Here is a 25,381-nt window from a genome sequence, read left to right on the forward strand (position 1 = left end):
TAAAGTGTAACAGAATTCCACATCGTTTAAAATTGTCGCGAAAGGTTTAAGCCAATCGAGACAAGGCCCGGCTATGCTCCTTCCAAGCAGCAGAAACGGGACAGATATTCTGCGCCCAATACTTGGCAGATCATCAGATCGCCATGCCATTGACCGAGAAAAAAGGCAAGCCTGATCTCAATCGGTTGCCCTGAACGGGGATTTAAGAGATGAAGAAAACAGTCGTTACACTTCTGGCTCTGGCCTTTACAGCAGGCAATGCATGCTCGGCATTTGCCGCCGGTCCCGCTGGTTTTGCCCGCGGCCTGACCGGCAGTTCGGCGGTCAGTTATATCTCTGAAAAAGGCACGATCATTCCGCCTTTCGCCCAGGTGCTGTTCTGCGCCCAGAACCCGACCGAATGCCGCGACAACAATGGTTTGGCGGTCGTTGCGATGACGGACAAGCAAATGCTGCAACTGAAGGACGTCAACACCGCCGTCAATCGTACGATGATCGGCCGGAACGACTCCCGCAACGAACTGAATGGTGACGTCTGGAAGGTGAATGTGCCCAGCGGCGACTGCGAAGATTTCGCTTTGACCAAACGCAGCCGGCTGATCGCGATGGGCTGGTCGTCGCGCGCTTTGCGGATCGCGACGGCATATACCCCCTCCGGTGAAGGACATGCGGTCCTCGTCGTCAGAACCGACAAGGGCGATCTCGTCCTCGACAACAGGAAAAGCAGCATCAAGAACTGGCACGATACCGATCTGCGCTGGGACAAGATTCAATCGGGAACAGACCCCTACGTCTGGTACCGGCTATAACAGCCGAGGCAGCGACATAGACTGATTGATCCTGTTTCCGGATTGAAGTCGAGCCGGCTCTGACGAGCCGCTCGACTTGTCATATCGCCCACACAAACCTATGTTTTGGCTGTCGACGGGGCGGCGCGCGGCAAGCTGCGGTGCCCGGAGTTCGATTTTCGATGTGGGTTTCAGGCGATCTTCGGTATTGTCTTTTCGTCCAGATTAACTATGACGAACTCATGCTGCGACGCAGCATGACGTTCTACTCTAATGATTTGAGGGAAATATGCGCATCACGATGATTGGATCAGGCTATGTCGGCCTCGTTTCAGGCGTTTGCTTTGCGGATTTCGGCCACGACGTCATCTGCGTCGACAAGGATCTGAGTAAGATCGAAGCCCTTCGCGAAGGCCGCATTCCGATCTACGAGCCGGGTCTGGAGCAATTGGTCGCCGAAAATACCAGCACCGGCCGGCTATCGTTTTCGACGGATGTCGGCGAAAGCGTCCGCAGCGCCGATGTCGTGTTCATCGCAGTCGGCACGCCGTCCAGGCGCGGCGACGGCCACGCAGACCTTTCCTATGTCTACGCCGCGGCACGCGAGATTGCCACCTATGTGGAAGGCTTCACCGTTATCGTCACCAAGTCGACGGTGCCGGTCGGCACCGGAGACGAGGTCGAGCGCATCATGCGCGAAACCAATCCTGCGGCGGATGTCGCCGTCGTTTCCAATCCGGAATTCCTGCGTGAAGGTGCGGCGATCGAAGACTTCAAGCGTCCCGACCGTATCGTCGTCGGCCTGAACGACGACCGGGCGCGCGAAACCATGACCGAGGTCTACCGCCCGCTCTATCTCAACCAGGCCCCCTTGGTCTTCACCACCCGCCGCACCTCCGAACTGATCAAATATGCGGCCAATGCCTTCCTCGCGATGAAGATCACCTTCATCAACGAGATCGCCGATCTCTGCGAACGGGTCGACGCAAACGTCCAGGACGTTTCGCGCGGAATCGGTCTCGACGGCCGTATCGGCTCCAAGTTCCTGCATGCCGGCCCGGGTTACGGCGGTTCGTGCTTCCCCAAGGATACGCTTGCCCTTGCCAAGACGGCGCAGGATTACGACGCGCCGATGCGTCTCATCGAGACGACGATCTCGATCAACGACAACCGCAAGCGGGCGATGGGACGCAAAGTCATTTCGGCAGTCGGCGGAGACATTCGCGGCAAGAAGATCGCGATCCTCGGCCTGACCTTCAAGCCGAACACCGACGATATGCGCGACAGCCCGGCGATCGCAGTCATCCAGACCTTGCAGGACAACGGCGCGCAGGTGGTCGGCTACGATCCCGAGGGCATGGAGAACGCCCGCAAAGTAATCGACAACATCGACTATGCGAGCGGTCCCTATGAAGCGGCCGCCGGTGCGGATGCGCTTGTCATCGTCACCGAATGGAACCAGTTCCGTGCGCTCGATTTCAGTCGCCTGAAGCAGTCGATGCGCACTCCGATCCTGGTCGATCTGCGCAATATCTACCGCAGCGACGAAGTCCGCAAACACGGCTTTACCTATACCGGCATCGGCACCAACCTTTATCAGGAAACGACCGGCGCCTGAGATAACCCGTGAACTTTTATTGTCCTGACGCCGCGGAGCGCAAGTTCCGCGGCGTTTGGTTTTGAGGATGACGCCGGAAAGAGCAGGCGTTTTCGGACGACACCATGCTTGCCGATTTACAGGATTCCGACCCGCGTCCCCTTTATCGTCAGCACGGTCAGCCGGCCCGTCGCCGAAACCGCAGTGTCGATACCGATGCGTTGCGGACCGAATGTCGGGATTCGCGCCGGGGTGTGGCCGTGGATCACGAGGACAGGAAGCTGCGGCCCTTCATTCAGGAAGGGCTGACGGATCCACATAAGGTCGCTGTCTTTCTGCCTCTTGAGGTCGATGCCCGGCTTGATGCCCGCATGAACAAAGAGGATCCTTCCCATCCGCAGCATGACTGGCAGCGATTCCAGAAATTGGATATGCCGTTCGGGTATCATGTTGCGAATGACACGGGCGATTGTTTCGCTTCCAGCCGCCGACTGCAGCAGATGCTCGATATCGATACCGTATGAGTGCAGCGTCTCCGTTCCGGCAAAGCCAAGCCATTCAAGAATGCGCGCCGGTTTGCGATAGAGATTCACCAGCTCCGCGTCATGATTGCCGCACAGGACGAAACGTTGAAACCCCGGCGGCGGGGTCCTGCTCAGGAATTCCAGGACCCCGCTCGAATCCGGCCCGCGATCGACATAATCGCCAAGCATGACGATGAGTTTCGGCCCCGGAATGCGCGCGGCATCCTCCTCGATGCGGCGATGTGCCTCGACGAGTTCTTTATAACATCCGTGAACATCGCTCATCGCGTAGACCGCAGCGAATTCGCCTTCGGCAAAGGTCAGCCGAGCGCGTCTTTTACGGTTGCCAGCCAGTATCGGTATCTGTTGTCGCCACGGCGCTAGATAGTTAAACATGGAACCCATTTATGAGACCCGACCGAATGGCGGGTTGTCGGAAACAATCCATCTCTTATCCATCGCTGCGACGGCATGAGGCTCAGTGTCCATAAGAATTTGGCCTGATCGCGGCCCCACCGAAGTTGTAGCCGAACCAATTGCCGCATTCACAGTGACATAATCCTTCGCCATTTGCTGCACCGCCTGCGCCAGCTTCGCCTGACTGGTCGCGACCGAACGCTGCGCATCCAGCACATCAAGCAAGGATGATTGTCCATCCTTGTAGCTCCCGATTGAAAGCGCAAGGGTCTCCTGCGTGGTCTTCACCTGAGCGCGCAGCGCCCGCGACTCGGCAACGCCGATATTGGCCGTTGCAGCGGCGAGGTCACGCTCCGCCTTGCGGATGTAATCATTCATACTTGGGAGGGTGCCGCGGTTAATATTACGCTATAATTTGCTATCTGATGGTTAATCCGGCGTTAAACCGGCGATTATTGCGCTTCTTGCGACGTTATCGGCTAATATTCCCCCAAATGGAGGAGCCACAGGTATCGGATTTCCACAGACCACACCTTCGAAAAAGCTGCAAAAATCAACTATAACGAGAGCCATCGAGAAAAAATGAACGTTAAAGAAGATGATGCTTGACGCCCCCGCGGCGCAGCATAATGATGGCGCGTTGCGAGTGTGAATGACATTTCTTGATCAGGAATCTCAGATCCAAAATTGCGGGGTGCAAAGTGGAAACTGCGGTTGATTCGAAACTTATCGAGGCGATCACCTACGACGAAGACAGCCGGCATCTACGGGTCTATCTGACCAACGGTCAGAGGCGAGAATATGAAGGCGTTCCCAAGGGCGTCGTCGTCGGGTTGACGATGGCGGAATCACCGGGAAATTTCTATATGAAGGCAATCAGGGGCAAATATCCTCCTCGCCCCTAATGTCCTATCGATCGCGACGATAGGATCCTTGTTTCAGCAAAGATGCGGGACCGGCATTCGCCGGTCCCGCAAACCAGTTTCCCGCCGACCGACGATGCACGCCGTCAATAACCGCCGAGAAAATCGCGGACCGCATTGATCTCGAGCGGCGCAATTTCGTGACCGCCGGGATGCCAGACCACCCTGATCTCCGCCCCTCGGTTTTTCAGATGCTCTGACAGCGCCTCTGTCATGGAGACGGGCGCAATCGGGTCTCGTTGCCCAGCCGTCATCAGCACCTTTCTTCCCGCGAGCGTCGACTGGGCTTCGGGTTGAAACGGAATGAGCGGGTGCATCAGAACCGCGGCATCGAACATCCCCTTCTCGATCAGGACATTGGCAAGAATATTTGCGCCGTTCGAAAAACCCAGGCCGAGAATATGGGAAGCCTGGTACTCGTCAGCACATGCCTTGACGTAGGCGGCCATCTTCTCCGTCGCGCGTGAGAGATCGGGCATGTCGTAGACCCCCTCCCCGGTGCGGCGAAAGAACCGCGCCGCGCCATGTTCGGAAACATCGCCGCGCGGCGAGAGAATCGTCGCTTCAGGCAGCAGGCGCCGGCCGAAGTCGAAGAACTGGTTCTCGTCGCCGCCGGTGCCGTGCAGCACCAGCAAGATGGGTTTGTCAGGTGCACCGGCATGCAGCCGGTGCACATATCCGGTTTCGGTCATATCGCCTCTCCTCACACTTCGAGCGGCTGCAGATGCTGCTCGAGCAGCGCGCGAAGATGGGCGTGCTGTTGCGGCAGTTTCAGGGCTTCGCCAAGATGGGCCGTATCCTCGTCGCGGTCGAAGCCGGGCTCATTGGTCGCGACCTCGAACAGCACGCCGCCCGGCGTGCGGAAATAGATCGCCCAGAAATAATCGCGGTCGATCACCGGCGTGACCTGATAGCCGGTGTCCATCAGCGCCTTGCGCACTTCGAGTTGCTTCTCGCGGTTTTCGACGGCGAAGGCGACATGGTGGACGGAGCCGGCACCCGGAAGGGCGCGGGCAATGTTCGGCATGGTCTCGAGATCGATGAGATGCGCGCCATTGCCGGAAGGCTTGATCAGCCGCTTGACGCCGTCCCTTTCCTCGGCGACCTCGTAACCCATGAACTTCAGGAGTTCGGCCGTAGCGCCTTCGTCCCTCAGCCGCATGGCGACGGAGTGGAAGCCGTAAATGGCATGGTCTTCGCTGATGCCGCCATGTGTCCAGGCCTGGCGGGCGTCATCCTTGACCTCGGCGAGCGCGAAGCCATCGCCATCCGGGCCGGAGAAATTCAGCCGTTTTTCGCCGAAACTTTCCTCGGCCTTCAGGCCGCCGACACCAAGCGCGGCAAAGCGATCGCTCCAGAAGCCGAGCGAGCCTTGCGGAACGGAAAACACCGTCGTGCCGACTTCGCCGGTACCGGGACGGCCCTGCGCCATCTTCGGGAACGGGAAATAGGTCATGACCGTGCCGGGCGCACCAGTCTCGTCACCATAATAGAGGTGATAGACATCGGGCGCGTCGAAATTCACCGTCTTCTTGACGCGTCGCAGGCCGAGCGCATTGGTGAAAAACTGGTTGTTGGTGCGGGCATTCTGCGCCATCGACGTGACGTGGTGCAGACCCTTGATCTGATCGAGCATGTCAAACCCCTTTCATGCCCGCCGTTGCGGGCTTTCGATGAGGCTAAGATGCGCGCTGAAACTCCCGTCGAACAGACCCGTAGACCAAAACGCATTGTCTTCTTTTAGTGAACGAACGACAAAGTCCGTTCACACCTGCGCCCCATGGGGATCGGCCGGCAATTGCCAGTCGATCGGGGCACGTCCGCGCAACTGCAGAAAGGCATTCGCCTTCGAAAAATGCCCGCAGCCAAAAAAACCGTTATGGGCCGAAAGCGGCGAGGGATGCGGCGCCCGGAGCACGAGATGCCGCGCCGTGTCGACAAAAGCGGCCTTGCGTTGGGCATAGGAACCCCACAGCATGAAGACCACGGGTTCGCATTCATCGTTGACCTTGCGGATGACGGCGTCGGTGAAGCGTTCCCACCCCTTGCCCTGATGAGCAGCCGCCTGCCCTTCCTCGACGGTCAGCACGCTGTTCAGCAGGAGTACGCCCTGCTTTGCCCAATGTTCGAGAAAACCGTGACGTGCCGGCGCTATGCCAAGATCCGTCTCCATCTCCTTGTAGATATTGACCAGGGAGGGCGGTATGCGCACGCCCGGCCGGACACTGAAACACAGTCCATGGGCTTGCCCGAGTCCATGATACGGGTCCTGGCCGAGGATGACGGCCTTGACGTTGGAGATCGGCGTCAGATCGAGGGCGCGGAAATATTCGCTGCCCTTGGGGAAAATCCGCTTGCCGACCTGCTTCTGCGCGACGAGGAAGGATTTGAGCTGTTGCATGTAGGGGCTTGAAAACTCCCCCTCCAGCGCGGCTTTCCAGCTCTCCTCGAGACTGACGGATGTATCGCTCATCTAGGAAAATCCTTCGCATATGACGAAACAACGGACACACGGTTCTAACAAAATCGATCTACGCTGCAATGCCTGCCGGCGCGGCAATGGGTCTACACCTCCAGAATTCGGTGAGAGAAGGTTGCAAGAGACTATCCGAGGCACCGTCGTCCGTATTTAACTATATGATGGCTTTGGTATTTACGCCGGCAGGCGGCCTGAGTAGAACTTTGATCGTGAAATCGGAGCCATGTCTTCCCATGAAATTCGGCACGAGCGGCCTTCGCGGACTTTCAGTCGACCTCAAGGGACGCGCCTCTGCCCTCTACGCCACCGCGTTCGGCAAATATCTGCTGCAGACCGGAAAGGCGCGGGCCGGCGACGTCATTCTGATCGGCCGCGATTTTCGCGATTCAAGCCCTGAAATCTCGGGAAATTGTGCCGGTGCGCTTGCCGCGCTCGGCTTCCGGATCTTCGACTGCGGCACCGTCCCCACACCCGCCCTTGCCCTCTATGGCCTCGAGAGCAACGCCGCCGGCCTGATGGTTACGGGCTCGCATATTCCGGCCGACCGCAACGGCATCAAATTCTATCGCCCGGATGGTGAGATCGACAAATCGGACGAGGCTGCTATCACCGCATTGGCGGCCGAGATCGAGCGAACCGGTGAAACGGTGACGCAGGCGCCGGCCGAGACGGAGGAGCATGAAGCGATCTGCCGTCAGCTCTTTTTCGAACGCAATGCAGCCCTGCTTCCGCAAGGCGCGCTGTCCGGCCTGAAGATCGGTGTCTACCAGCATAGCAGCGTCGCCCGCGACCTGTTGGTTGATGTTCTCGCCCATTACGGCGCCGAGATCACCGCTCTTGGACGTTCGGAGAGTTTCATTCCCGTCGACACCGAAGCCGTATCCGACGAGACGATCACGCTGATGAAGCGCTGGGTGTCCGAGCACAAGTTCGATGCGATCGTCTCGACCGACGGTGACGGCGACCGCCCGCTGGTCGCAGACGAAACCGGCACGCCGTTGCGCGGTGACCTTCTCGGCCTTGTGGCAGCCAATTTCCTTGGCGCCGGCACGGTAGTGACACCGGTTACCTCCAATTCCGGCATCGAGGCCGCGGGCTCTTTCGCCGTCCGGCGCACCCGCGTCGGCTCACCCTTCGTCATTTCAGGCATGGAAGAGGCCGTGGCGGCTGGCAAGGATCATGTCATGGGCTTTGAAGCCAATGGCGGGCTGCTGACCGCAACCGCCTTTGATATCAACGGCCGGAACGTGCGCGCCTTGCCGACACGCGATTGTTTTATCCCGATGCTCGCGATCCTGTCGCTCGCCGCCACCCGCAAGCAGCCGCTTTCGGCCGTTGCCGCCTCCTATCATCTGCCATTTGCCGCCGCCGACCGCCTGGAGAATTTTCCGGTCGAGACGAGCGCGGCGCTGATGCAGTATCTGCGTGCCACCGATGAAAATCTTTCGGCTTTCCTGCAGCCGATCGGCGAAGTGGCGACGAAGTCCGACATCGACGGACTTCGCGTGACACTGAAAGACGGTAGGATCATCCATTTTCGCCCGTCCGGCAATGCGCCGGAAATGCGCTGCTACGTGGAAGCCGAGAGCGAGACCGCGGCCCTGGATCTTCTAACCGCCGGGCTGACCCGTATACGAGACTGGGCAGAGACGCCCGCTAAACATGCGACGAACACGCTTTTTTCAAGGAACCCGCCTATGACGCAGAAAATCGTTCCCGTGATCATGGCCGGCGGCAAAGGCACCCGGCTCTGGCCGCTTTCCCGTGCCACCGCACCGAAACAGTTCATCCAGTTCGTCGGTGACAAGACGCTGTTTCAGGAGACCCTCGACCGCGTTTCCAATCCGGATCTCTATGAAGCCGCGATCGTCGTCACCAATGAGGAATTCCGCTTCCTGGTCGCCGAGCAGGCCCGCGCGCTCACCATCCCGCTCGCCGCCGTACTGCTCGAACCGGTTGCCCGCAACACCGCGGCAGCGGTGGCCGCCGCCGCTACGCTTGCCGGCGAGCTCTTCGGCAAGAACACCATCATCCAGATGCTCGCCTCGGATCACGAGATCCTGGCCGATGAGACCTATTTCGATTGCATCCGCATCGCCCGCGATGCCGCAGCCGACGGCAAGCTCGTGACTTTCGGCATCACTCCGACGGAGCCGGCGACAGGCTACGGCTATATCGAGATCGGCGACGCGCTCAAAAACGGTGCGCACAAGGTCAAGCGCTTTATCGAAAAGCCGGCACTCGAGAAAGCCGAGCAGATGCTCGCCGACGGCGGCTTCTACTGGAACTCTGGCATCTTCATGTTCCCGGTGACGGAACTCATCGCCGAACTGCAGGAATATGCACCCGATGTGCTGAAGGCGGCCAGCAAGGCCGTTTCGAAGGCAAGCCGAGACCTTGATTTCACCCGCCTCGACGCCGACCATTTCGCCAAGAGCCCCGATATCTCCATAGACTACGCGATCATGGAAAAGACCTCCAAGGCCGCCGTCGTCCCCTCGCCGTTCAAATGGTCGGACATGGGAAGCTGGGATGCCGTCTGGAAATCAGGCACACGCGACGACAACGGCAATGTCGCCGCTGCAAACACCACCGTCGTCAATACCCGCAACTCGCTCGTCATGACCCATGGCGTGCATCTTGCCGTCCAGGGCATGGAGGATGTCGCCGTCATCGCCAGCGAGGACGCCGTCTATGTCGGGCCGCTCAAAGACAGCCAGAATGTTGGACAATTGGTCAAAATGCTGGCCTCGTCTTCCGCCACTGCGAAATTCGCCGAAACCCATCCGACATCCTATCGCCCGTGGGGCGGCTATACCTCCATCTTCAACGGCGATCGCTTCCAGGTGAAGCGCATCTTCGTCACGCCGGGCAAGAAGCTTTCGCTACAAAAACACCACCATCGCTCCGAACACTGGATCGTCGTCAAGGGAACGGCTGAGGTGACGGTCGGCGAGAACGTGCGTATGCTGCGCGAGAACGAAAGCGTCTACATTCCGCTGGGCGAAGTCCACCGCCTCGCCAACCCCGGAAAGATTCTTCTCGAGCTCATCGAGGTTCAGACGGGCTCCTATCTCGGCGAGGACGACATCATCCGTATCGTCGATGAGTTTGGAAGAACGTAAACTCGCAGCCGGAGCGATGGTCGGGCCTTTCCGGCGCGACCATCCTCGCTGTTGAATTTCCTCTTGGGGTTCTCGTAGAATGGATGTACCGACAGACATGACCGGAGATATCCCCATGATGCGTACCTTGCCCGTCCTCGCCGGATTTCTTGCAATCATATTGCCGGGAATGGCGTTTGCCGAAACGGCAAGCATGCGAACCGCGAACGAGTCGGAAATTCGCCAGCACCTGCCCGGTACGTCCGAACTGAAAGAAAGCAAGAACGGCTACGAATATCGCGACGGCAATAAGAATGGCTACAAGATAACCAATGGCCAGGTGTGCGTCCTGTTCCCCAGCAAGAAGACCGATTGCGTCAACGTGAAGACTGACGGCAAGACCTTTCAGATGATCGACAAAAAAGGTGGCCGAACCAAATTCTGATTTGTGGCCCCGGCAAGATTTCCCTGCCCAGGCAAAATCATTTTGTCGATGAAGTTTCGCCACCCTTGTCGAGAACGAAGTCGGCGATCAGACCCGAATGGTTCGAGCCGAGGTTATCTTCAAGACGTTTCAGCGATGTCAGATGAAGCGGCGCGCGCGCAAATATGTGGTCGATGGCGATCCCGAGCGCGCCGGCGCCGATCGGCCATGTTGCCGGTTCTGGCGTGATCGTTTTCAGCTTCTGCTCGCGCAGTAAAGCTTGGATGCTCGGGGCGATCGCCGAGGAGTTGAAATCACCTGACAGCACCAACGGGCCGTCGATCGAGCCAAGCGCTTTGCCGAGATCTTCCAATTCAGCCATCTGGAAGTCGTCGAAATATGGTTTGGTCAGGTGCGCCGAAACCAGATTGATGGTCTCCCCGCCGAAGCTGACGCTTGCCATAACGAGCCTGTTTTTTCGCAGGCTGCCCATGCTTGCGACCTGCCGGCTGACGAACGGGCGTTTGGACAGCACCAGCGTATCGCATGTATCCTTCCCGGCATCGCAGCCGATATGGTAGGGATAGGCCTTGAACAATTGCTGCAGGTGAAACGTCAGCGGCTTGGCTTCGAGCAGATTGACGACGTCGGCATTCGACGCGATCACCATGTCCGTGATTTCAGTCGAGTTTTTCCAGTTGTCGATCGCGATGTTGAACGACATCAGACGAAAAAGCGGCTGCCTGTCGGTGCCTCTGTCGCCCTCCGAGAACTCGCGCAGCATGATGACGCCGTGAACGACGAGAAGAAGCGAGGCAAGCAAAAGGACGAAGCCGTAAATCTGTCTCTTGATGGCCAGAATGATCAGGCTGGCGGCGACAAACACGACGCCGAGGTGAACCTGAAAGCTGTAGACGAAGGACAGAAGCCAGAAGTTCGTGACATAGCGTAACGACACGATCGCGATGGCAACGGTCAGAAACGCGCAGAGAATCCAATAAATTATATCTCTCATCGATCCGGACCTGCTTGGAGACGACCGGCCGGCCATAACATGCAAGCAATCATGTTGCAACGCAGCATGACGGCCGAGAGTTGCGGCTAACCGGCAGACGATATCGATGGTCTTGCCCTCATCAAGCAAGGCAGCGGCGGGCAGGCCGCCGACAGTAGAGACAGCGCTGTGACCTTCTCTTTCAAAGACCTATCGACTCGGCCTCTTTTTATCTTGTAAGTGGGGTCACTTGATACGGAATCGGCTCTTTGCCGTCGGCGGGAGCCGAGAAAAGGTGGGAATGCGCTACTTCATTACAGGGACTGCCGGCTTTATCGGTTTTCATCTGGCCAGGCGCCTGCTGCAGGAAGGGCATGACGTCACAGGCTTTGATGGCCTCACTCCCTATTACAACGTCAAGCTCAAGGAGATGCGCCATGCCGCACTCTCCCAGTTTCCGGCCTTCAAACCCGTTATCGCGATGCTCGAGGACCGTCCAGCGCTGGAAGCGGCTGTTCTGGCGGCTAAGCCCGACATTCTGATCCACTTGGCCGCACAGGCCGGCGTGCGCTACAGCCTGGAAAATCCAGAGGCCTATCTCCGTTCGAACGTCGAAGGCTCGTGGAACATCCTGGAAATCGCGCGGCGCGTCGAAATCCGCCATCTGATGCTGGCCTCGACATCATCGATCTATGGCGCCAATGCGACCGTCCCCTTTCGCGAGACCGATCGCGCCGACGAGCCGCTGACCATCTATGCGGCGACGAAGAAATCGATGGAACTGATGGCGCACAGTTATGCCCATCTTCACAAGATTCCAACCACGGCTTTTCGCTTTTTCACCGTTTATGGCCCATGGGGCCGGCCCGACATGGCGCTGTTCAAATTCACCAAAAACATGCTTGCAGGCCAGCCGATCGAGATCTACGGCGAAGGCAACATGAGCCGTGACTTCACTTATATAGACGATCTCATCGAGGCGATCGTCAGGCTATCGGCGGTCGTCCCGTCCGAGGAAAATCGCCTCGAAAACACGGCTGTCGAAACGCTCTCGCGCCAGGCGCCCTTCCGTGTCGTCAATATTGGTGGCGGCCAGCCGGTCAGCCTGATGGATTTCGTCGAAACGGTGGAGAAGGCGCTCGGCCGTCCTGCCATTCGCAAGATGCTGGCAATGCAGAAGGGTGACGTGCCGCGCACCTTCGCAGCCCCGGATCTGCTGGTCGCGCTGACCGGATACAAGCCGGATACGACCTTGGATGTCGGCGTCAAGGCCTTCGTCGACTGGTATCTCGACGTACGCAGCGAACTCGACGCCTAGATCAGGATGATTCGAGGCCGGATCGACCTAGAATCTAGCCAGGTGTCAGCGGAGAAACGCAACCGCTTGTACGGCCTCGACCGCCGTCGAAAACACGTAGTCGACAACAACGGTCAGGCTCTGCGAATAGGTCTTGAGCCGGTAACCCTCGCCTTCGATCTCGGCCGGGCTGCGCAGGACGAACGGAACGCCAGGGCGCACGAAACCGGCGCGGGTCGTCAACGGAACCTCGGGCGAATGGCCGATGGCGGAGGTGTACATCAGGTCGCGGGCAAGGCTGGCTGGGCCGATGGCGAATGCCGGCTCGGCAGCGGCAGTGATGGTCAGGCTCAAGGCGATGGCGGCAAAAGTTCTGTGCATGTCGAAGTCCCCGTTTGCGGATCGGCGGGCTTTCGGTTTGCCCGGCTCCAAACGATCGATGCGTCTGTCCACGCTTCGGTCGCTTTCATGAGACCACTCTACACATCAGTATTTTCAGGGCTTTTAAGCGGATCGGTCAAATTTTACGAAATTTGATTTTCTGTCCGGAAGGGCTCGGAACGCATAAGGAAATAGGTCCCGGCTGCTGGCTAGGAATGCAAAATCGGCAATGACCTGGACGCTGTATCGCAGTCTACAAAATGCGATCCAGCTTCTTGTTGATGTGCAGGTTCGGCATCACTCCCGCGCTTTGCGCGGCATGATAGGATTCGCGCGCCGCATCGAACGAGATCGACCACATGATGGCGCTGAGCAACAGTGCGATAATATAGATCTGAATACGCATCGAACCGGCGATACGGAAAGAGCAAGGCAGTTTTGTGTCAAAACAGTGCCGCAGGGATCACGAAAAAGTGGCGGCTTTTTTTGTTTTGCGGCCGGTCGGCACAAGACATATTAGTGTCGTGAAAATTAGCGATATTGTATCGCTGCCTGTTAGCAGCCGACCCCGAGGCTTGGTACCCTGAGAGACCCGTTCCCACGGGTCTCTTTGCCTTGTTTCCGAACGTTTTCCAGAACAGCTGAGATCGCCCTGATCCGAATTGACGCTGAACCGCTGAACGGCATATCTCATCCCTAATCAGATCACGCGTCCAGCCATGAGCGATGTCACGTTCTTGCCTTTGTATCAGCAAAGGCATCGGTCGATAACATCTGCTTTCAAAATATATCAATCGATTGACTTATTTCTCTATTGGCGTTATAAAACTATCATGACCCAAGAACACGACAACCAGCCACCGGCCTCCGCCCGTGCCGAGATCGCGCGTCAGAAGATGCTGTCCGCCGCCCTCGACGTCTTCGGCCGTTATGGCTTCGACGGCGCTTCGACGCGCCAGCTCACGGAAGCGGCCGGCGTCAACCTGCAGGCAATCCCCTATTATTTCGGCAGCAAGGAAGGTCTCTACATCGCCACCGCCGAATATCTGATGATGCGGATCAATACGCATGTCGGTGACATGAGGGCGCGCGTCGGCGCGCATCTGCTGGCACTCGATGCTGCAGGCAAACCGCTTGGTGAAGCGGAGGCTCGCCACTTCCTGACCGAGATTTTGCAGACCATGGTGACGCTGTTCGTCGGCAAGGAGTCCGAATCCTGGGCGCGCTTCCTGATCCGCGAGCAGATGGAGCCGACAGAAGCCTTCACACGGATTTATCAGGGACTCATGCGGCCGATGATCGAGATGGGCCGGCGGCTGATCGGCGCCATCCTTCATGAGGATCCCGCCTCGGAACATGTGCGCCTGCGCACCTTCACCCTTCTCGGCAGCATCCTCGTCTTTCGCGTCGCCCATGCAGCCGTGCTCGCCCAGATGGAGTGGGACGGCGTCGGCCCGGAACAGGTGGAAACCGTGCGCGGCCTGGCTGCAGAGCTGGTCGATGCCATCGGCCCGCTGAATGGAGGCGCAGCATGAAACGCATCCTTCCCATCGCCATCCTTCTTCTCGTTGCGGCAGGTGCTGCTGCCTGGTGGTACGCCCTGCCCCAAAAGCTCGGCTGGTTGCCTGAGGCCAGCCGCGAATTCGTCCTTTACGGCAATGTCGATATCCGTCAGGTCTCGCTCGGGTTCCGCGTCAGCGGCCGTCTCGCCGAACTCCATGCCGACGAAGGCGACGTCGTCAAAACTGGAACGGTTCTGGCAAAGCTCGATGCAGCACCCTATGAATTCGCGGTCCGCTCGGGCGAAGCCGATGTCGCAGCCCTCCAGGCAACGCTCGACAAGCTGAAGGCCGGTCCGCGGCCGACAGAGATTGCCCAGGCGCGCGCCGCCTATGACGAAAGTATCGCCGATCTCCGCAATGCCAACCTCGCCTATGACCGCGCCCGCCAATTGCGCCCGCAGGGCACGATCTCCGAGGCAAGCCTTGATCAGGCGACCGCTGCGAGAGCCATGGCCGCCGCACGCTCCGACTCCGCCAACGAGGCGTTGAAACTGCTGCTGGAAGGCTCCCGTGTTGAGGATATCGCCGTAGCCGCCGCCCAGTTGAAGGCGGCGCAGGCAACGCTTGCCTCCGCCCGCACCTCGCTTGATGATACCGAACTGCGCGCGCCAAACGACGGCGTCATCCTCTCCCGCGTCAGAGAGAATGGCGCGATCGTCTCGCCGGCAGACACCGTCTTCGTGTTGTCGCTGACAGAACCCGTCTGGGTGCGCACCTATGTCGCCGAACCCGATCTCGGCCGCATCCATCCCGGCATGAAGGTTGCCGTCACCTCCGATACGGCGCCCGACAAACCCTGTGAAGGCACGATCGGCTTCATCTCGCCGGTTGCCGAATTCACTCCGAAATCGGTGGAAACGCCGGAACTGAGGACCGACCTCGTCTATCGCCTGCGTGTTGTCATCGACAAGCCCGGCCCGGATCTGCGCCAGGGCATGCCGGTCACCGTGCGTTTTCCCACGCCGACGGCGGGCGGACAATGACCGCCGCCGAGACCGGCCGGGGCGACAAGCCGCTCGTCCGGATCGACGGCGTCACCAAGCGCTTCGGCGATTCGCCAGCCGCCCTTGACGCTGTCTCCGGCATGATCGGCGGCGGCGCAATCACCGGTCTGGTCGGCCCTGACGGCGCCGGCAAGACGACGCTGATCCGCCTGATGACGGGCCTGATGCTGCCCGACACGGGAACGATGGAGGTTCTCGGCTTCGACACGCGCAAGAACCCCGCCGGCATCCAGGCTGCGATCGGCTACATGCCGCAGCGCTTCGGTCTCTATGAGGACCTTTCGGTGCAGGAAAATCTCGATCTCTATGCCGATCTGCGCGGCCTGCCGAAGAGCGAACGCGCCAGCGCCTTCGACGAGCTGCTCACCTTCACCGATCTCAAGCGCTTCACCGGCAGGCTCGCCGGAAAGCTTTCCGGCGGCATGAAGCAAAAGCTCGGCCTTGCCTGCGCGCTTCTGAAGAAGCCGCGGCTGCTGCTGCTCGACGAGCCTGGCGTCGGCGTCGATCCGATCTCGCGCCGCGATCTCTGGAAGATGGTCGAGAACCTGACGAAGGAAGGCATCGGCGTCCTTTGGTCGACCGCCTATCTCGACGAGGCTGAAGCCTGCGACCATGTGCTGCTCTTGAACCAGGGAAAGCTGCTGTTTTCGGGAAAACCTGATGACATGACCGGCCGCGTCAACGACCGGGTTTTCCGCGTCTCGGGCATGACAGGGCGCCGCCGGCAGGTGCTCGCCCGGCTTCTGCAGGCCGATGGCGTCATCGACGGCGTGATCCAGGGCGAAGCGATCCGCCTCGTCGCCGCCAAGGACAGGAAACCGGATATCGGCTCGGCCGGCGATGGCGCAACGCTCACCCCTGCCCCGCCGCGCTTCGAGGATGCCTTCATCGACATGCTGGGTGGTGGTCCTGGCGGCCGATCGAGACTGGCCGAGGCGCAAGAGCCGACGAAAGGCGACGACATCAGGCCGGTGATCGAGGCCAAGGGGCTGACCAAGCGCTTCAGCGATTTCACCGCTGCCGACAATATCAGCTTCGATATCCGCCGCGGCGAAATTTTCGGCCTGCTCGGCCCGAACGGCGCCGGCAAATCCACCACCTTTAAGATGCTCTGCGGCCTGCTGAAGCCGACCGGCGGCGAAGGCCGCGTTGCCGGTTTCGACCTTCGCCGCGATTCCGCCGAGGCCCGCAACCAGCTTGGCTATATGGCGCAGAAATTCTCGCTCTACGGCGATCTGACCGTCATGCAGAACCTCGAATTCTTCTCCGGCGTCTATGGCCTTCGCGGAAGACACCGGCGCGAGCGCATCGATCTGATGGCCAGCATCTTCGACTTCGGCCGCCATCTCAGCCAGCCAGCCAAGGACCTGCCGCTTGGCCTGAAGCAGCGCCTGGCGCTCGCCTGCGCCGTCATGCACGAGCCGCGCGCCCTCTTCCTCGACGAACCGACCTCCGGCGTCGATCCGATCACCCGGCGCGAATTCTGGACGCATATCAACGCACTGGTCGAAAAGGGCGTCACGGTGCTCGTCACCACACATTTCATGGACGAGGCCGAATATTGCGACCGCATCTCGCTGATCTATCGCGGCCGCTCGATCGCGCTCGGTTCGCCCGATGAATTGAAGGCCCGCGTCGCGACGAAGGAGTTGCCCGACCCGACAATGGAGGATGCCTTCATCGCCCTGGTGCAGCAATCCGAGAAGGAGGATGCAGCATGAGCAGTTCTTCCGGCCGAATGCGACGTCTCTTGGCCCTCGTGCGCAAGGAAAGCTTCCAGGCGATCCGCGATCCGAGCAGCATCCTCATCGCCTTCGTGCTGCCGCTGATCCTGCTCTTTCTTTTCGGCTACGGCGTCTCGCTCGATACCACCCGCACCCGCATCGGCCTCGTGACCGAGGAGATGACGCCGCTGACGCAGGATCTGTCGGCCAGTTTCCAGGCCTCGCGCTATTTCGATGTGGCCATCGGCCGCGACCGGCGTCTGTTCGAGGAAGACCTCGTGCTCGGCAAGCTGCGCGGCATCGTCGTCATCCCCGCCGATTTCACCACGCGCTACACCGCCGGCAACCGGCCCGATATCCAGGTGATCGTCGATGGCTCCGAACCGAACACAGCGAATTTCGTGCAGAATTACGCCCAAGGCACTGTTGCCAACTGGGAGCGGCAGAGGCAGGCGGACGTCGCCTCCCATAGTCCCGCCATTTCGGTCGAGCAGCGCTTCTGGTTCAATCCCGAACTGACCAGCCGCAATTTCCTCGTGCCCGGCTCGATCGCCATCGTCATGACGCTGGTCGGCACGCTTCTGACCTCGCTCGTCGTCGCCCGCGAATGGGAGCGCGGCACGATGGAGGCGATGATGGCGACACCGGTGACGGCGGTCGAACTGCTCGCCGGCAAGATCCTGCCCTATTTCCTGCTCGGCCTCACCTCGATGACGCTCTGCGTGCTGCTTGCGGTCTTTCTCTTCGGCGTGCCGTTCCGCGGCTCCGTCGCCGCCCTTTACGCGCTGTCGGCCGCCTTCCTGATCCCGGCGCTTGGCCAGGGCCTGCTGATCTCGACGGCCACGAAGAACCAGTTCCTCGCCTCGCAGCTGGCGCTGATCTCGGCCTTCCTGCCGGCCTTCCTGCTTTCGGGCTTCCTCTTCGAGATCAATTCCATGCCTGAAGTGATCCAGTGGATCACCTTCATCGTGCCGGCGCGCTACCTGATCCCCAGCCTGCAGACGGTGTTCCTGGCCGGCGACATCTGGCCGATGTTTCTGCAGGCGATCGGCGTGATGCTGACGATCGGCGCCATCATGTTCGTGCTTGCGGCCCGCAGCACCAGAAAGAGGATCGGTTGAGATGTGGACAAGGCTCTACGCCCTGATCGTCAAGGAACTGCTCGCCGTTCTGCGTGATCCAAAGGGCCGCGCCATCCTGATCGGCCCGCCGATCGTCCAGCTTCTCGTCTTCTCCTATGCGGCGACGCTCGAAGTCCGCAATGTCGACGTGATGATCCTCAACCGCGACAGCGGTCACTGGGGCCAGGAACTGATCGAGCGCATCGATGGCTCGCCGACCTTCCGGAAAATCGAGATTGCAGGAAGCCAGGCGGAGGTCCGGGTGGCGATCGACAACCAGACGGCCATTGCCGCCGTTGAGATCGGCCCGGACTTTTCGCGCAATATTGAGGCGGGAGCGCCGGCCGACCTGCAGGTGGTGCTCGATGGCCGCCGCTCCAACGCCTCCCAGATCGTCGCGGGCTATCTCTCGCAGATCGGCGTCGCCCTCGCCGCCGAGACGCCGGCCGGCAAACGTGCCGGCGCCGACATCGTCTCGACGGTGCCGCGCAACTGGTTCAACCCGAACCTGACCTATCAATGGTTCATGGTGCCGAACCTGATCGCCAGCATCGCACTGCTGATCGGCCTGATCGTCACCGCGCTGTCGATCGCCCGCGAGCGCGAGCTTGGCACCTTCGACCAACTGATGGTCTCGCCGCTGCGTATGCACGAGATCCTGATCGGCAAGTTGATTCCACCGATGATGATCGGCCTCTTCCATATCACCGTCTATATCCTGGCTGCCGTCTTCCTCTTCGAGGTGCCGCTGCGCGGCTCGCTATTCCTGCTGTACGGCAGCGCGATCTTCTATCTCGGTTCGGTCGCCGGCCTCGGCCTCTTCATCTCGGCGCTATCGATGACGCAGCAGCAGGCGATCCTCGGCGCCTTCCTTTTCATGGTTCCGGCCATGCTGCTCTCCGGCTTCGCGACACCGATCGAGAACATGCCGGAATGGTTGCAGCCGGTGACATCAGTCAATCCGCTGCGCTATTTCCTGGTCATCGTCAAAGGCGTCTTCCTCAAGGATGTTCCGCCGAGCGAGGTCGTGAACCAGACGATTCCGCTGGCGCTGATCGCCACTGTTACGCTCAGCGCCGCAGCCTGGCTCTTCCGCCGGCGGCTGGAATAACCAATGCTTCGGCCGCCTCACAGAATGTGAACCGGCCTTCCAAAGCGTGACTCTCTCCTGCCGGAACCTCGGATTGGCGCGGTCGTTACCCAAGCGCAACCCCAGCAAAGGAGAAGCAAAATGTACAAGATCCTACTTGTCTCCAGCGCCCTTGCGCTGTCGTCGCTCGCCACCAATGCGCTGGCTGACGGAGCGGTCACCGGTGCTGCCGGTGGCGCCATCACCGGCGCAATCGTCGGCGGCCCCGTGGGTGCTGCCATTGGCGGTGTGGCCGGTGGTGTCGCCGGTGCCGTTGTCGATCCGCCACCGCGCGAGGTCGTCACCTATGTCCAGCAGCAGCCGGCTCCGACCGCCTCCGTGGTCATCCAGGAACCGATCGTCGTTGGCAAGCCGCTTCCGGCAGACGTCATCGTGACGCCGGTGCCTGACAATCCGAAATATGCCTATACGGTCATCAACAACCAACGCGTGATTGTCGAACCCCGCACCCACCGTGTGGTGCAGGTGATTGAATAAACAGGAAGAAAGGGTCCGCCTCCGGGACCCTTTCTTCTCTAAGCGAAAACCGCCGCCCCGAAAGGACGGCGGTCGTGCTGTTTGATCGGGCGGATCAGACCTTCAGCTCGCGCCGCTCGCGCTCGGTCACCATCGCAAGGTCGAGCACCTTCTGCAGGTTGGCGGCGTGGCGGAAGTTCGGGTCCGGCTGGATGCCGCTTGCCACGGCCTCGGCAAAACGTTGGTAGTTGGTCGCCACCGGTTCAACCTCGATCTTCGTCCAGGTGGCGGTTTCGACATCCTCGCCGAGGCAGCCATGCAGCTCGGAACCACTGGGACGATGGATGACCTCAAGGCTGCCCCTCTCGCCATAAATGCGCAGCTTCAACTCGTTCAGATGCCCTGTCGCCCAGCGACTGGCATGGATGACGCCGAGCGCGCCGTTGGCAAAATCGACGGACATGGTGAAGCTGTCATTGGCATCGAGCAGATATTCGCCGATCTGGCCGCCCGGCGCCTTGTTGAACGTCTTCAACCGGGCAAAGACGTGATCGATGTCGGTCGCCGCGCCATAGGCGGCGAAATCGAGAATATGGATGCCGACGTCGCCAAGCACGCCGTTCGAACCGTGGCCGGTGGAAAGCCGCCACAACCAGGTCGATTCCGTGCGCCAGTCGCCCCAGGCACGCGACACCAGCCAGCTCTGGAGATAGGAGGCTTCCACATGTCTGATCGTGCCGAGCTCGCCGGCGAGCACCATCTCGCGGGCGCGCTGCAGCGGCGCGACGTTGCGATAGGTGAGATTGACCATGTTGATGACGCCGGCCTTTTCGGCCGCCTCCGTCATCTCCAGCGCCTTCGCATAGTTCTCCGCCAGCGGCTTTTCGCAGAACACATGCTTGCCCGCAGCAATCAGCGCCATCGTCGTCGGGTGATGGATGCGGTCGGGCGTGACATTTGTCGCCGCATCGAATTCACCCCAGGCGATCGCCTCCTCCAGCGAAAGAAACCGCTTTTCGATGTTGAACTTGTCGGCGAAGGCCGAAAGCCGCTCGGGATCGGTGTCGACGGCGCCGACCACCGTCACGCCGTCGATGAGAGGGAAGCGGGCGAGCTGGTTTTTCGCCATCACGCCCGTGCCAAGAACGAGTAGTCGCATGGGTGCTCCTCAGCGGTAACCGGCTTCGCCGGCCTGGTGCAGTCTTGGGCCGCGTTCGACGATCGGCTCCAGTGCTTTTTCTACCGGCACATTTGGAGCATCGGTAATGCTCTTCCATGCACCCTCGGGATTATAGGCCCACTTCACGCCGTTGATCAGCACCTTCTGGACATTGACGTCATGATAGGTCGGATAGGTCTCGTGGCCGGGGCGGAAATAGAAGATGTTGCCGGCGCCGCGGCGCCAGGTCAGGCCTGAGCGGAACACTTCGCCGCCCTGGAACCAGGAGATGAACACCGTTTCGAGCGGTTCCGGCACAGAGAACTGCTCGCCGTACATTTCCTCGTTCTCAAGCTCGAAATGCTCGCCGATACCGGCGGCGATCGGATGGCGCTGGTTGATCGTCCACAGTCGCTCGCGCTCACCCGCCTCGCGCCACTTCAGCGCGCAGGGCGTGCCCATCAGCCGCTTGAAGATCTTGGAGAAATGGCCGGAATGCAGCACCAGCAGGCCCATGCCTTCCCAGACGCGCTTGGCGACACGCTCGACAACCACATCGGAGACCGCGCCGTGATCCTTGTGGCCCCACCAGGTCAAGACGTCGGTCTCAGTAAGACGGGCTTCGCTGAGGCCGTGCTCCGGCTCCTGCAGCGTCGCTGTCGTCGCCGAGATACTTGGATCGGTGTTCAGCGCATTGGCGATCGTAGTGTGCATGCCCTCGGGATAGATCCCCCGGACGATCTCATTGGTAGTCTCGTGAATATTCTCTCCCCAGACGACGGTGCGAATGGCCATGATGTGCTCCTGTAGAACCTGGAAATATCGATAGGCGGGTAAGCAGGATTCAAAGCGCTTTGGAAAACAGCGCTGGCTGCGCCTCGTCTCCTCCACGTCCAAGGAACACATAGACCTTTGTCAGTATTTTGACAAAGGGGAAAATTTATCGGCCGAAGGCGGAGAGACCACCTGCCAATATCACAGCAATATCAATGCGAAACGGATTTCGAGAACAGATTGACGACCATAACGCCCGATATGATCAGCCCAAGGCCGACGATTGCCGGCAGGTCGAGGCGCTGCTTGAAAAACACCAGGCCGACCGAGGAAATCAGCACGATTCCCAAAGCGCTCCAAATCGCATAGGCGATACCGACCGGGATGCTTTTCAGAGTCAGCGACAGGCAATAGAAGGCGGCCGCATAACAAGCGACGACGAGTGCCGTCGGCCCGATGCGGGTAAACTGCTGCGACAGCTGCAGCGCGGTCGTGCCGATGACCTCGAGCACGATGGCTGCAAACAGCAGCCCGTAGACGGCGGCCTGGCTCATGGCGGATTCCTTTTCGAATTACCTGCCGGTCAGTTCGACAAGGCGATCGATGAGATCGCGCCTCAGAACGCCGTTGATATCATGGCTTTCCAACGTATCTGCGAACCAAAGTCCGTCGGCGGCGAAGCGCACGACTTGTGCGTCGAGGGAGGAATCGGTGCCGATATATTCCTCGGCCCGCGCCTGCACCCATTGGCGCCAGCGAAGACGCAGCCGGGGCTCGGCAAGAAGCGCGATCGTCACCTGCGTCCAACTCCTGGAATCGTCGGGACGTTCCTTGAGACCGGATACCGCCCTGAGATAGGCGCGGGTGAAGCGGCCCTGCGGCAGCGGATCGCCGCGCATCAGTTCCTCTATATCGGCGTCGAACTTTTCGAGCAGGCTCTCGAAAAGGGCATCGAGCAGCGCATTCTTCGTCGGGAAGTGATGCAGCAGCCCTCCCTTGCTGACGCTGGACGCGGCGGAAACCGCATCGAGCGTGACGGCCGCCATGCCGTCGCTGGCAGCAAGGCGCGCGGCGACCTCCAGCAACTGCTGGCGCACGAGCACGGGCTGTTTCTTGCGATGATGAGCGTTCGACATGCAGATAAAAGATACCGTCCGGACGGTTTTGTCAAGGAGAATCGGGCGCAACCCCTGCCGTGCCGGCATTATGCGCGAAATGCCGCGGCAACTTGATGACAGTTGCGATCATTTTCCGACCGGTGCATGAAGAGGCCGGGGAATGGTTGAGGCAATGGGGATGGTTTCGTGACGGAAAAGGTCACCACCTTATATCAGGCGATCGGCGGCGATCCTGTCGTGCGGGCGCTGACGCACCGCTTCTACGAACTGATGGACAGGCTGCCGGAGGCGAGCAACGTGCGGGCCGTGCACCCGCCGAGCCTTGAGGGCAGCGAAGAGAAATTCTACGAATATATGACCGGTTATCTCGGCGGCCCGCCGCTCTATACCGACAAGCGCGGCCATCCGCGTCTGCGCAGCCGCCATTTCGTCGCCGAGATCGGCCCTGTCGAGCGCAACGAGTGGCTGCTCTGTTTTCGCCGCGCCCTGGACGAGACGATATCGAGCCAGGAGCTGCGCGATCTCATCTGGGCACCGGTCGAACGGCTCGCCTATCACATGCAGAACAAGGCCCCTGACGACAAGGAACAACCATGAGCTTGAACGCGCGTCTGGAGCCGGTGCTCTATCTCTTTGCCGGCCTGTTTGGCGTAGCCGGCGTGGCGCTTGCCGCCCTTGCTGCCCATGGCGGCGGCGAGGCCAATCTTGCGGCATCCGCATCTGCCATGTGCCTTGCCCACGCCCCTGCCCTGCTGGCATTGGCTCTCGGCAACACCAGGCTCAGAACCGCCTGGCTGGCCGGTTTGCTGATGATTGCCGGAACGCTGCTTTTTGCGGGCGATCTCGTCACCCTGCGCTTTTCCGGCTCTGGCCTCTTCCCCTACGCCGCGCCGACCGGCGGCTGGGCAATGATGCTTGGCTGGCTGGCCATTGCGGCAGGCGCGGTTCTACGCGTCAGGACTTGAGACGACGGTTCGGAGCGTTGCTCAACGAGCAGCTCCGATCTTCTCACTCGACGGAGAAGGAGGGCGAAGACGCCGCCACACGTCTCTTCTCCCCAGCGGGGTCCGAAGGACGGGTCGAGACCCGTGGCTCGAACCCGGTCGGTGCCGGCAGGCGGTTGAGGGGGTGAGCGGCAAAGCCGCGAATGTACGGACCGCGAGTGAAGGGCAACATGAATGTTGTGCCGTGTGGCCCCCTCATCCAGCCCTTCGGGCCACCTTCTCCCCGCTGGGGAGAAGAGGGAGCAAGCCTCACCTGTCCTTCACACCAAACAGGAGGGCGAAAAACGCATCAACAGAACTCAAATCCCATCGACCACATTGAAGCCTTCGAAAACAGGCGGCCCCTTGTAGATCGCCTTGTGATCGCCGGCATTGCGGTGCGCCGCGCGAAAGCTCTCGGACTTCGTCCAGTGCTGAAAATCAGCTTCGCTCTTCCAGACCGTGTGCGAGGAATAGAGCGTATAGCCTTCCTCGTCGTTGACCTTGCCCCGCAACAGGCGGAATTCGACGAAACCGGGCACCTCGGGCAGGCTGGAATCGCGACTGCGCCAGACCGTCTCGAAATCACCTTCGCTCCCGGTTGCAACCTTGAAGCGGTTCATTGCGATATACATGAAATCTCCTTACGCCTTCCTCTTGCCCGCCCTGGCAGAACGCAAGGGAAAGGCGAGAACATTATCGCCGTTTGCCACTGCTGGGCCAAGCGGTCTTGTTGTCGCTTCCCCGGGCATGCGCGCTTCCCAAGTCGGGAACAGCGTCACATTCTGGTAGATCTGCTGGCGTTCGGCATGCTGCTGGAAAAGTTCGTAAAGTTCGGGCACGAGGCCCTCGCCTGTCTGCGCGGCGAGCTTATGCAGGCCGATCATGGTGAAGCCGTCGGGACGCTGGTCGTTCATCGGGAATTGTCTCGTTCGTTCATCGTCTGCAGCGCACGCTCCAGGCTGGACTTGCTGCCGTTGCGAAGCGGGATGAAGGTCTTGCTGAACTTCTTGCAGCCGGTCTTCACACGCAGGCAGGCATCGTGGCTGATACAGTCGATGGGGCAGAAGACGCAGTCGACCGAGGGAAGCAGAGTATCGATGCGGGAAACCGCTTCGCGCAGACCGCCATCATGGTGGATGAGCTCAGCGCCGAAATTGCTGGCGATCTGGCGAAGATGCGCCACCTGGCAGTCACGACCGCCGACATAAAGGAAACTGCGGCCATCCAGTTTGGATCGCCCGGAGGATGCCTGACCGGCGTCCTCGCCCGTGCTATCACGGACCTCCCGGTTCGAACCCTTCTTGCCCTTGCGAGCCATATGCCACCCGTTCGCTCGTTGATCGTCACACGATTCCTGCGTGTGCGGGTGGACCTTATTAAACTTGATTTTTAGAGTAAA

Annotated in this window: 28 protein-coding genes and 2 pseudogenes; 16 read left to right on the plus strand and 14 right to left on the minus strand. The window is 60.1% G+C overall.

Annotated features, from left to right (window positions below):
• Positions 1-209: 209 nt before the first annotated feature.
• Both RL_RS18905 and RL_RS18910 read left to right on the plus strand, forming a co-directional pair.
• Positions 210-809 (plus strand): transglutaminase-like cysteine peptidase, encoded by a 600-nt coding sequence (locus RL_RS18905; RefSeq protein WP_028740825.1) that lies wholly within the window; start codon positions 210-212, stop codon positions 807-809.
• Between the two features lie 268 nt (positions 810-1,077).
• A complete protein-coding gene (locus tag RL_RS18910; RefSeq protein WP_011653130.1) occupies positions 1,078-2,406 on the plus strand; it encodes a UDP-glucose dehydrogenase family protein in 1,329 nt (442 codons plus the stop codon).
• Between the two features lie 116 nt (positions 2,407-2,522).
• Here RL_RS18910 and RL_RS18915 read toward each other — a convergent pair whose 3' ends face one another.
• On the minus strand, positions 2,523-3,314 hold the full coding sequence (locus tag RL_RS18915; RefSeq protein WP_011653131.1) for a metallophosphoesterase family protein: 792 nt from the start codon (positions 3,312-3,314) through the stop codon (positions 2,523-2,525).
• Positions 3,315-3,629, minus strand: a pseudogene (locus tag RL_RS18920) (TolC family protein); the annotation flags it as partial.
• A 359-nt stretch (positions 3,630-3,988) separates the two neighbouring features.
• Between RL_RS18920 and RL_RS18925 the strand changes: the two are divergent.
• Positions 3,989-4,231, plus strand: coding sequence for a KTSC domain-containing protein (locus tag RL_RS18925; RefSeq protein WP_003542164.1), 243 nt, complete (start codon positions 3,989-3,991; stop codon positions 4,229-4,231).
• A gap of 104 nt (positions 4,232-4,335) precedes the next feature.
• Here RL_RS18925 and RL_RS18930 read toward each other — a convergent pair whose 3' ends face one another.
• The 3 genes from RL_RS18930 to ung all read right to left on the minus strand — a co-directional run bounded on the left by RL_RS18930 (position 4,336) and on the right by ung (position 6,722).
• Positions 4,336-4,941, minus strand: coding sequence for an alpha/beta hydrolase (locus RL_RS18930; RefSeq protein WP_011653133.1), 606 nt, complete (start codon positions 4,939-4,941; stop codon positions 4,336-4,338).
• An 11-nt stretch (positions 4,942-4,952) separates the two neighbouring features.
• A complete protein-coding gene (locus tag RL_RS18935) occupies positions 4,953-5,885 on the minus strand; it encodes a VOC family protein (protein ID WP_011653134.1) in 933 nt (310 codons plus the stop codon).
• Positions 5,886-6,014: 129 nt separating this feature from the next.
• The gene (ung, locus tag RL_RS18940; protein ID WP_011653135.1) at positions 6,015-6,722 is read right to left on the minus strand and encodes a uracil-DNA glycosylase; all 708 of its coding nucleotides are present in this window, start codon (positions 6,720-6,722) and stop codon (positions 6,015-6,017) included.
• Positions 6,723-6,961: 239 nt separating this feature from the next.
• Here ung and RL_RS40205 point away from each other — a divergent pair.
• The 3 genes and pseudogenes from RL_RS40205 to RL_RS18955 all read left to right on the plus strand — a co-directional run.
• Positions 6,962-8,374, plus strand: a pseudogene (locus RL_RS40205) (phosphomannomutase); the annotation flags it as partial.
• 51 nt (positions 8,375-8,425) lie between these two features.
• A complete protein-coding gene (locus tag RL_RS40210) occupies positions 8,426-9,853 on the plus strand; it encodes a mannose-1-phosphate guanylyltransferase/mannose-6-phosphate isomerase (RefSeq protein ID WP_041936597.1) in 1,428 nt (475 codons plus the stop codon).
• A 118-nt stretch (positions 9,854-9,971) separates the two neighbouring features.
• Positions 9,972-10,277 carry a hypothetical protein gene (locus tag RL_RS18955; protein ID WP_041936598.1) on the plus strand — a complete coding sequence of 102 codons (306 nt, stop codon included), beginning with the start codon at positions 9,972-9,974 and terminating at the stop codon, positions 10,275-10,277.
• A gap of 37 nt (positions 10,278-10,314) precedes the next feature.
• Here RL_RS18955 and RL_RS18960 read toward each other — a convergent pair whose 3' ends face one another.
• Positions 10,315-11,271 carry an endonuclease/exonuclease/phosphatase family protein gene (locus tag RL_RS18960; RefSeq protein WP_011653138.1) on the minus strand — a complete coding sequence of 319 codons (957 nt, stop codon included), beginning with the start codon at positions 11,269-11,271 and terminating at the stop codon, positions 10,315-10,317.
• Between the two features lie 280 nt (positions 11,272-11,551).
• Here RL_RS18960 and RL_RS18965 point away from each other — a divergent pair, with 280 nt between their 5' ends.
• Positions 11,552-12,568 (plus strand): NAD-dependent epimerase/dehydratase family protein, encoded by a 1,017-nt coding sequence (locus RL_RS18965; protein WP_011653139.1) that lies wholly within the window; start codon positions 11,552-11,554, stop codon positions 12,566-12,568.
• Positions 12,569-12,613: 45 nt separating this feature from the next.
• Here RL_RS18965 and RL_RS18970 read toward each other — a convergent pair whose 3' ends face one another.
• Positions 12,614-13,000, minus strand: a complete 387-nt coding sequence (locus RL_RS18970) for a hypothetical protein (protein ID WP_011653140.1) — start codon at positions 12,998-13,000, stop codon at positions 12,614-12,616.
• A gap of 157 nt (positions 13,001-13,157) precedes the next feature.
• Between RL_RS18970 and RL_RS39990 the strand changes: the two genes are divergently transcribed.
• The 7 genes from RL_RS39990 (at position 13,158) to RL_RS19000 (ending at position 19,966) form a co-directional block, all read left to right on the plus strand.
• Positions 13,158-13,448: a hypothetical protein gene (locus RL_RS39990; protein ID WP_162039356.1), complete on the plus strand. Its 291-nt coding sequence runs from the start codon at positions 13,158-13,160 to the stop codon at positions 13,446-13,448.
• 313 nt (positions 13,449-13,761) lie between these two features.
• On the plus strand, positions 13,762-14,463 hold the full coding sequence (locus RL_RS18975) for a CerR family C-terminal domain-containing protein (protein WP_011653141.1): 702 nt from the start codon (positions 13,762-13,764) through the stop codon (positions 14,461-14,463).
• On the plus strand, positions 14,460-15,473 hold the full coding sequence (gene hlyD / locus RL_RS18980; protein ID WP_011653142.1) for a secretion protein HlyD: 1,014 nt from the start codon (positions 14,460-14,462) through the stop codon (positions 15,471-15,473). The genes RL_RS18975 and hlyD overlap by 4 nt, the downstream gene beginning before the upstream one ends.
• The gene (locus tag RL_RS18985) at positions 15,470-17,215 is read left to right on the plus strand and encodes an ATP-binding cassette domain-containing protein (RefSeq protein WP_011653143.1); all 1,746 of its coding nucleotides are present in this window, start codon (positions 15,470-15,472) and stop codon (positions 17,213-17,215) included. Before hlyD ends, RL_RS18985 begins: the two co-directional genes overlap by 4 nt.
• A complete protein-coding gene (locus RL_RS18990) occupies positions 17,212-18,339 on the plus strand; it encodes an ABC transporter permease (protein ID WP_011653144.1) in 1,128 nt (375 codons plus the stop codon). Before RL_RS18985 ends, RL_RS18990 begins: the two co-directional genes overlap by 4 nt.
• A gap of 1 nt (position 18,340) precedes the next feature.
• A complete protein-coding gene (locus tag RL_RS18995; RefSeq protein ID WP_011653145.1) occupies positions 18,341-19,450 on the plus strand; it encodes an ABC transporter permease in 1,110 nt (369 codons plus the stop codon).
• A 120-nt stretch (positions 19,451-19,570) separates the two neighbouring features.
• Positions 19,571-19,966: a DUF1236 domain-containing protein gene (locus tag RL_RS19000; RefSeq protein WP_011653146.1), complete on the plus strand. Its 396-nt coding sequence runs from the start codon at positions 19,571-19,573 to the stop codon at positions 19,964-19,966.
• A gap of 94 nt (positions 19,967-20,060) precedes the next feature.
• Here RL_RS19000 and RL_RS19005 read toward each other — a convergent pair whose 3' ends face one another.
• The 4 genes from RL_RS19005 to RL_RS19020 form a co-directional block, all read right to left on the minus strand.
• A complete protein-coding gene (locus tag RL_RS19005; RefSeq protein ID WP_003542190.1) occupies positions 20,061-21,104 on the minus strand; it encodes a Gfo/Idh/MocA family protein in 1,044 nt (347 codons plus the stop codon).
• Between the two features lie 9 nt (positions 21,105-21,113).
• A complete protein-coding gene (locus RL_RS19010) occupies positions 21,114-21,899 on the minus strand; it encodes a ThuA domain-containing protein (protein WP_011653147.1) in 786 nt (261 codons plus the stop codon).
• Positions 21,900-22,090: 191 nt separating this feature from the next.
• Positions 22,091-22,432 carry an SMR family transporter gene (locus tag RL_RS19015; RefSeq protein ID WP_003542195.1) on the minus strand — a complete coding sequence of 114 codons (342 nt, stop codon included), beginning with the start codon at positions 22,430-22,432 and terminating at the stop codon, positions 22,091-22,093.
• Between the two features lie 18 nt (positions 22,433-22,450).
• On the minus strand, positions 22,451-23,014 hold the full coding sequence (locus RL_RS19020; protein WP_003542198.1) for a TetR/AcrR family transcriptional regulator: 564 nt from the start codon (positions 23,012-23,014) through the stop codon (positions 22,451-22,453).
• A 168-nt stretch (positions 23,015-23,182) separates the two neighbouring features.
• On the opposite strand from RL_RS19020, the gene RL_RS19025 reads away from it, so the two are divergent.
• Together RL_RS19025 and RL_RS19030 are read left to right on the plus strand one after the other, a co-directional pair.
• Positions 23,183-23,593 carry a group II truncated hemoglobin gene (locus tag RL_RS19025; RefSeq protein WP_011653148.1) on the plus strand — a complete coding sequence of 137 codons (411 nt, stop codon included), beginning with the start codon at positions 23,183-23,185 and terminating at the stop codon, positions 23,591-23,593.
• On the plus strand, positions 23,590-23,961 hold the full coding sequence (locus RL_RS19030) for a DUF423 domain-containing protein (protein ID WP_011653149.1): 372 nt from the start codon (positions 23,590-23,592) through the stop codon (positions 23,959-23,961). Before RL_RS19025 ends, RL_RS19030 begins: the two co-directional genes overlap by 4 nt.
• Before the next feature lie 338 nt (positions 23,962-24,299).
• On the opposite strand, the gene RL_RS19035 is transcribed toward RL_RS19030, so the two are convergent.
• Genes RL_RS19035 through RL_RS19045 form a run of 3 tightly spaced genes read right to left on the minus strand, consistent with a single transcriptional unit; the run spans position 24,300 to position 25,300 of the window.
• Positions 24,300-24,614 carry an antibiotic biosynthesis monooxygenase family protein gene (locus RL_RS19035; RefSeq protein ID WP_011653150.1) on the minus strand — a complete coding sequence of 105 codons (315 nt, stop codon included), beginning with the start codon at positions 24,612-24,614 and terminating at the stop codon, positions 24,300-24,302.
• A gap of 9 nt (positions 24,615-24,623) precedes the next feature.
• Positions 24,624-24,896: a hypothetical protein gene (locus RL_RS19040; protein ID WP_011653151.1), complete on the minus strand. Its 273-nt coding sequence runs from the start codon at positions 24,894-24,896 to the stop codon at positions 24,624-24,626.
• Positions 24,893-25,300 (minus strand): DUF2325 domain-containing protein, encoded by a 408-nt coding sequence (locus RL_RS19045; protein WP_011653152.1) that lies wholly within the window; start codon positions 25,298-25,300, stop codon positions 24,893-24,895. The genes RL_RS19040 and RL_RS19045 overlap by 4 nt, the downstream gene beginning before the upstream one ends.
• Positions 25,301-25,381 lie beyond the last annotated feature (81 nt).

This window comes from Rhizobium johnstonii 3841 (assembly GCF_000009265.1).
Lineage (GTDB): Bacteria > Pseudomonadota > Alphaproteobacteria > Rhizobiales > Rhizobiaceae > Rhizobium > Rhizobium acaciae.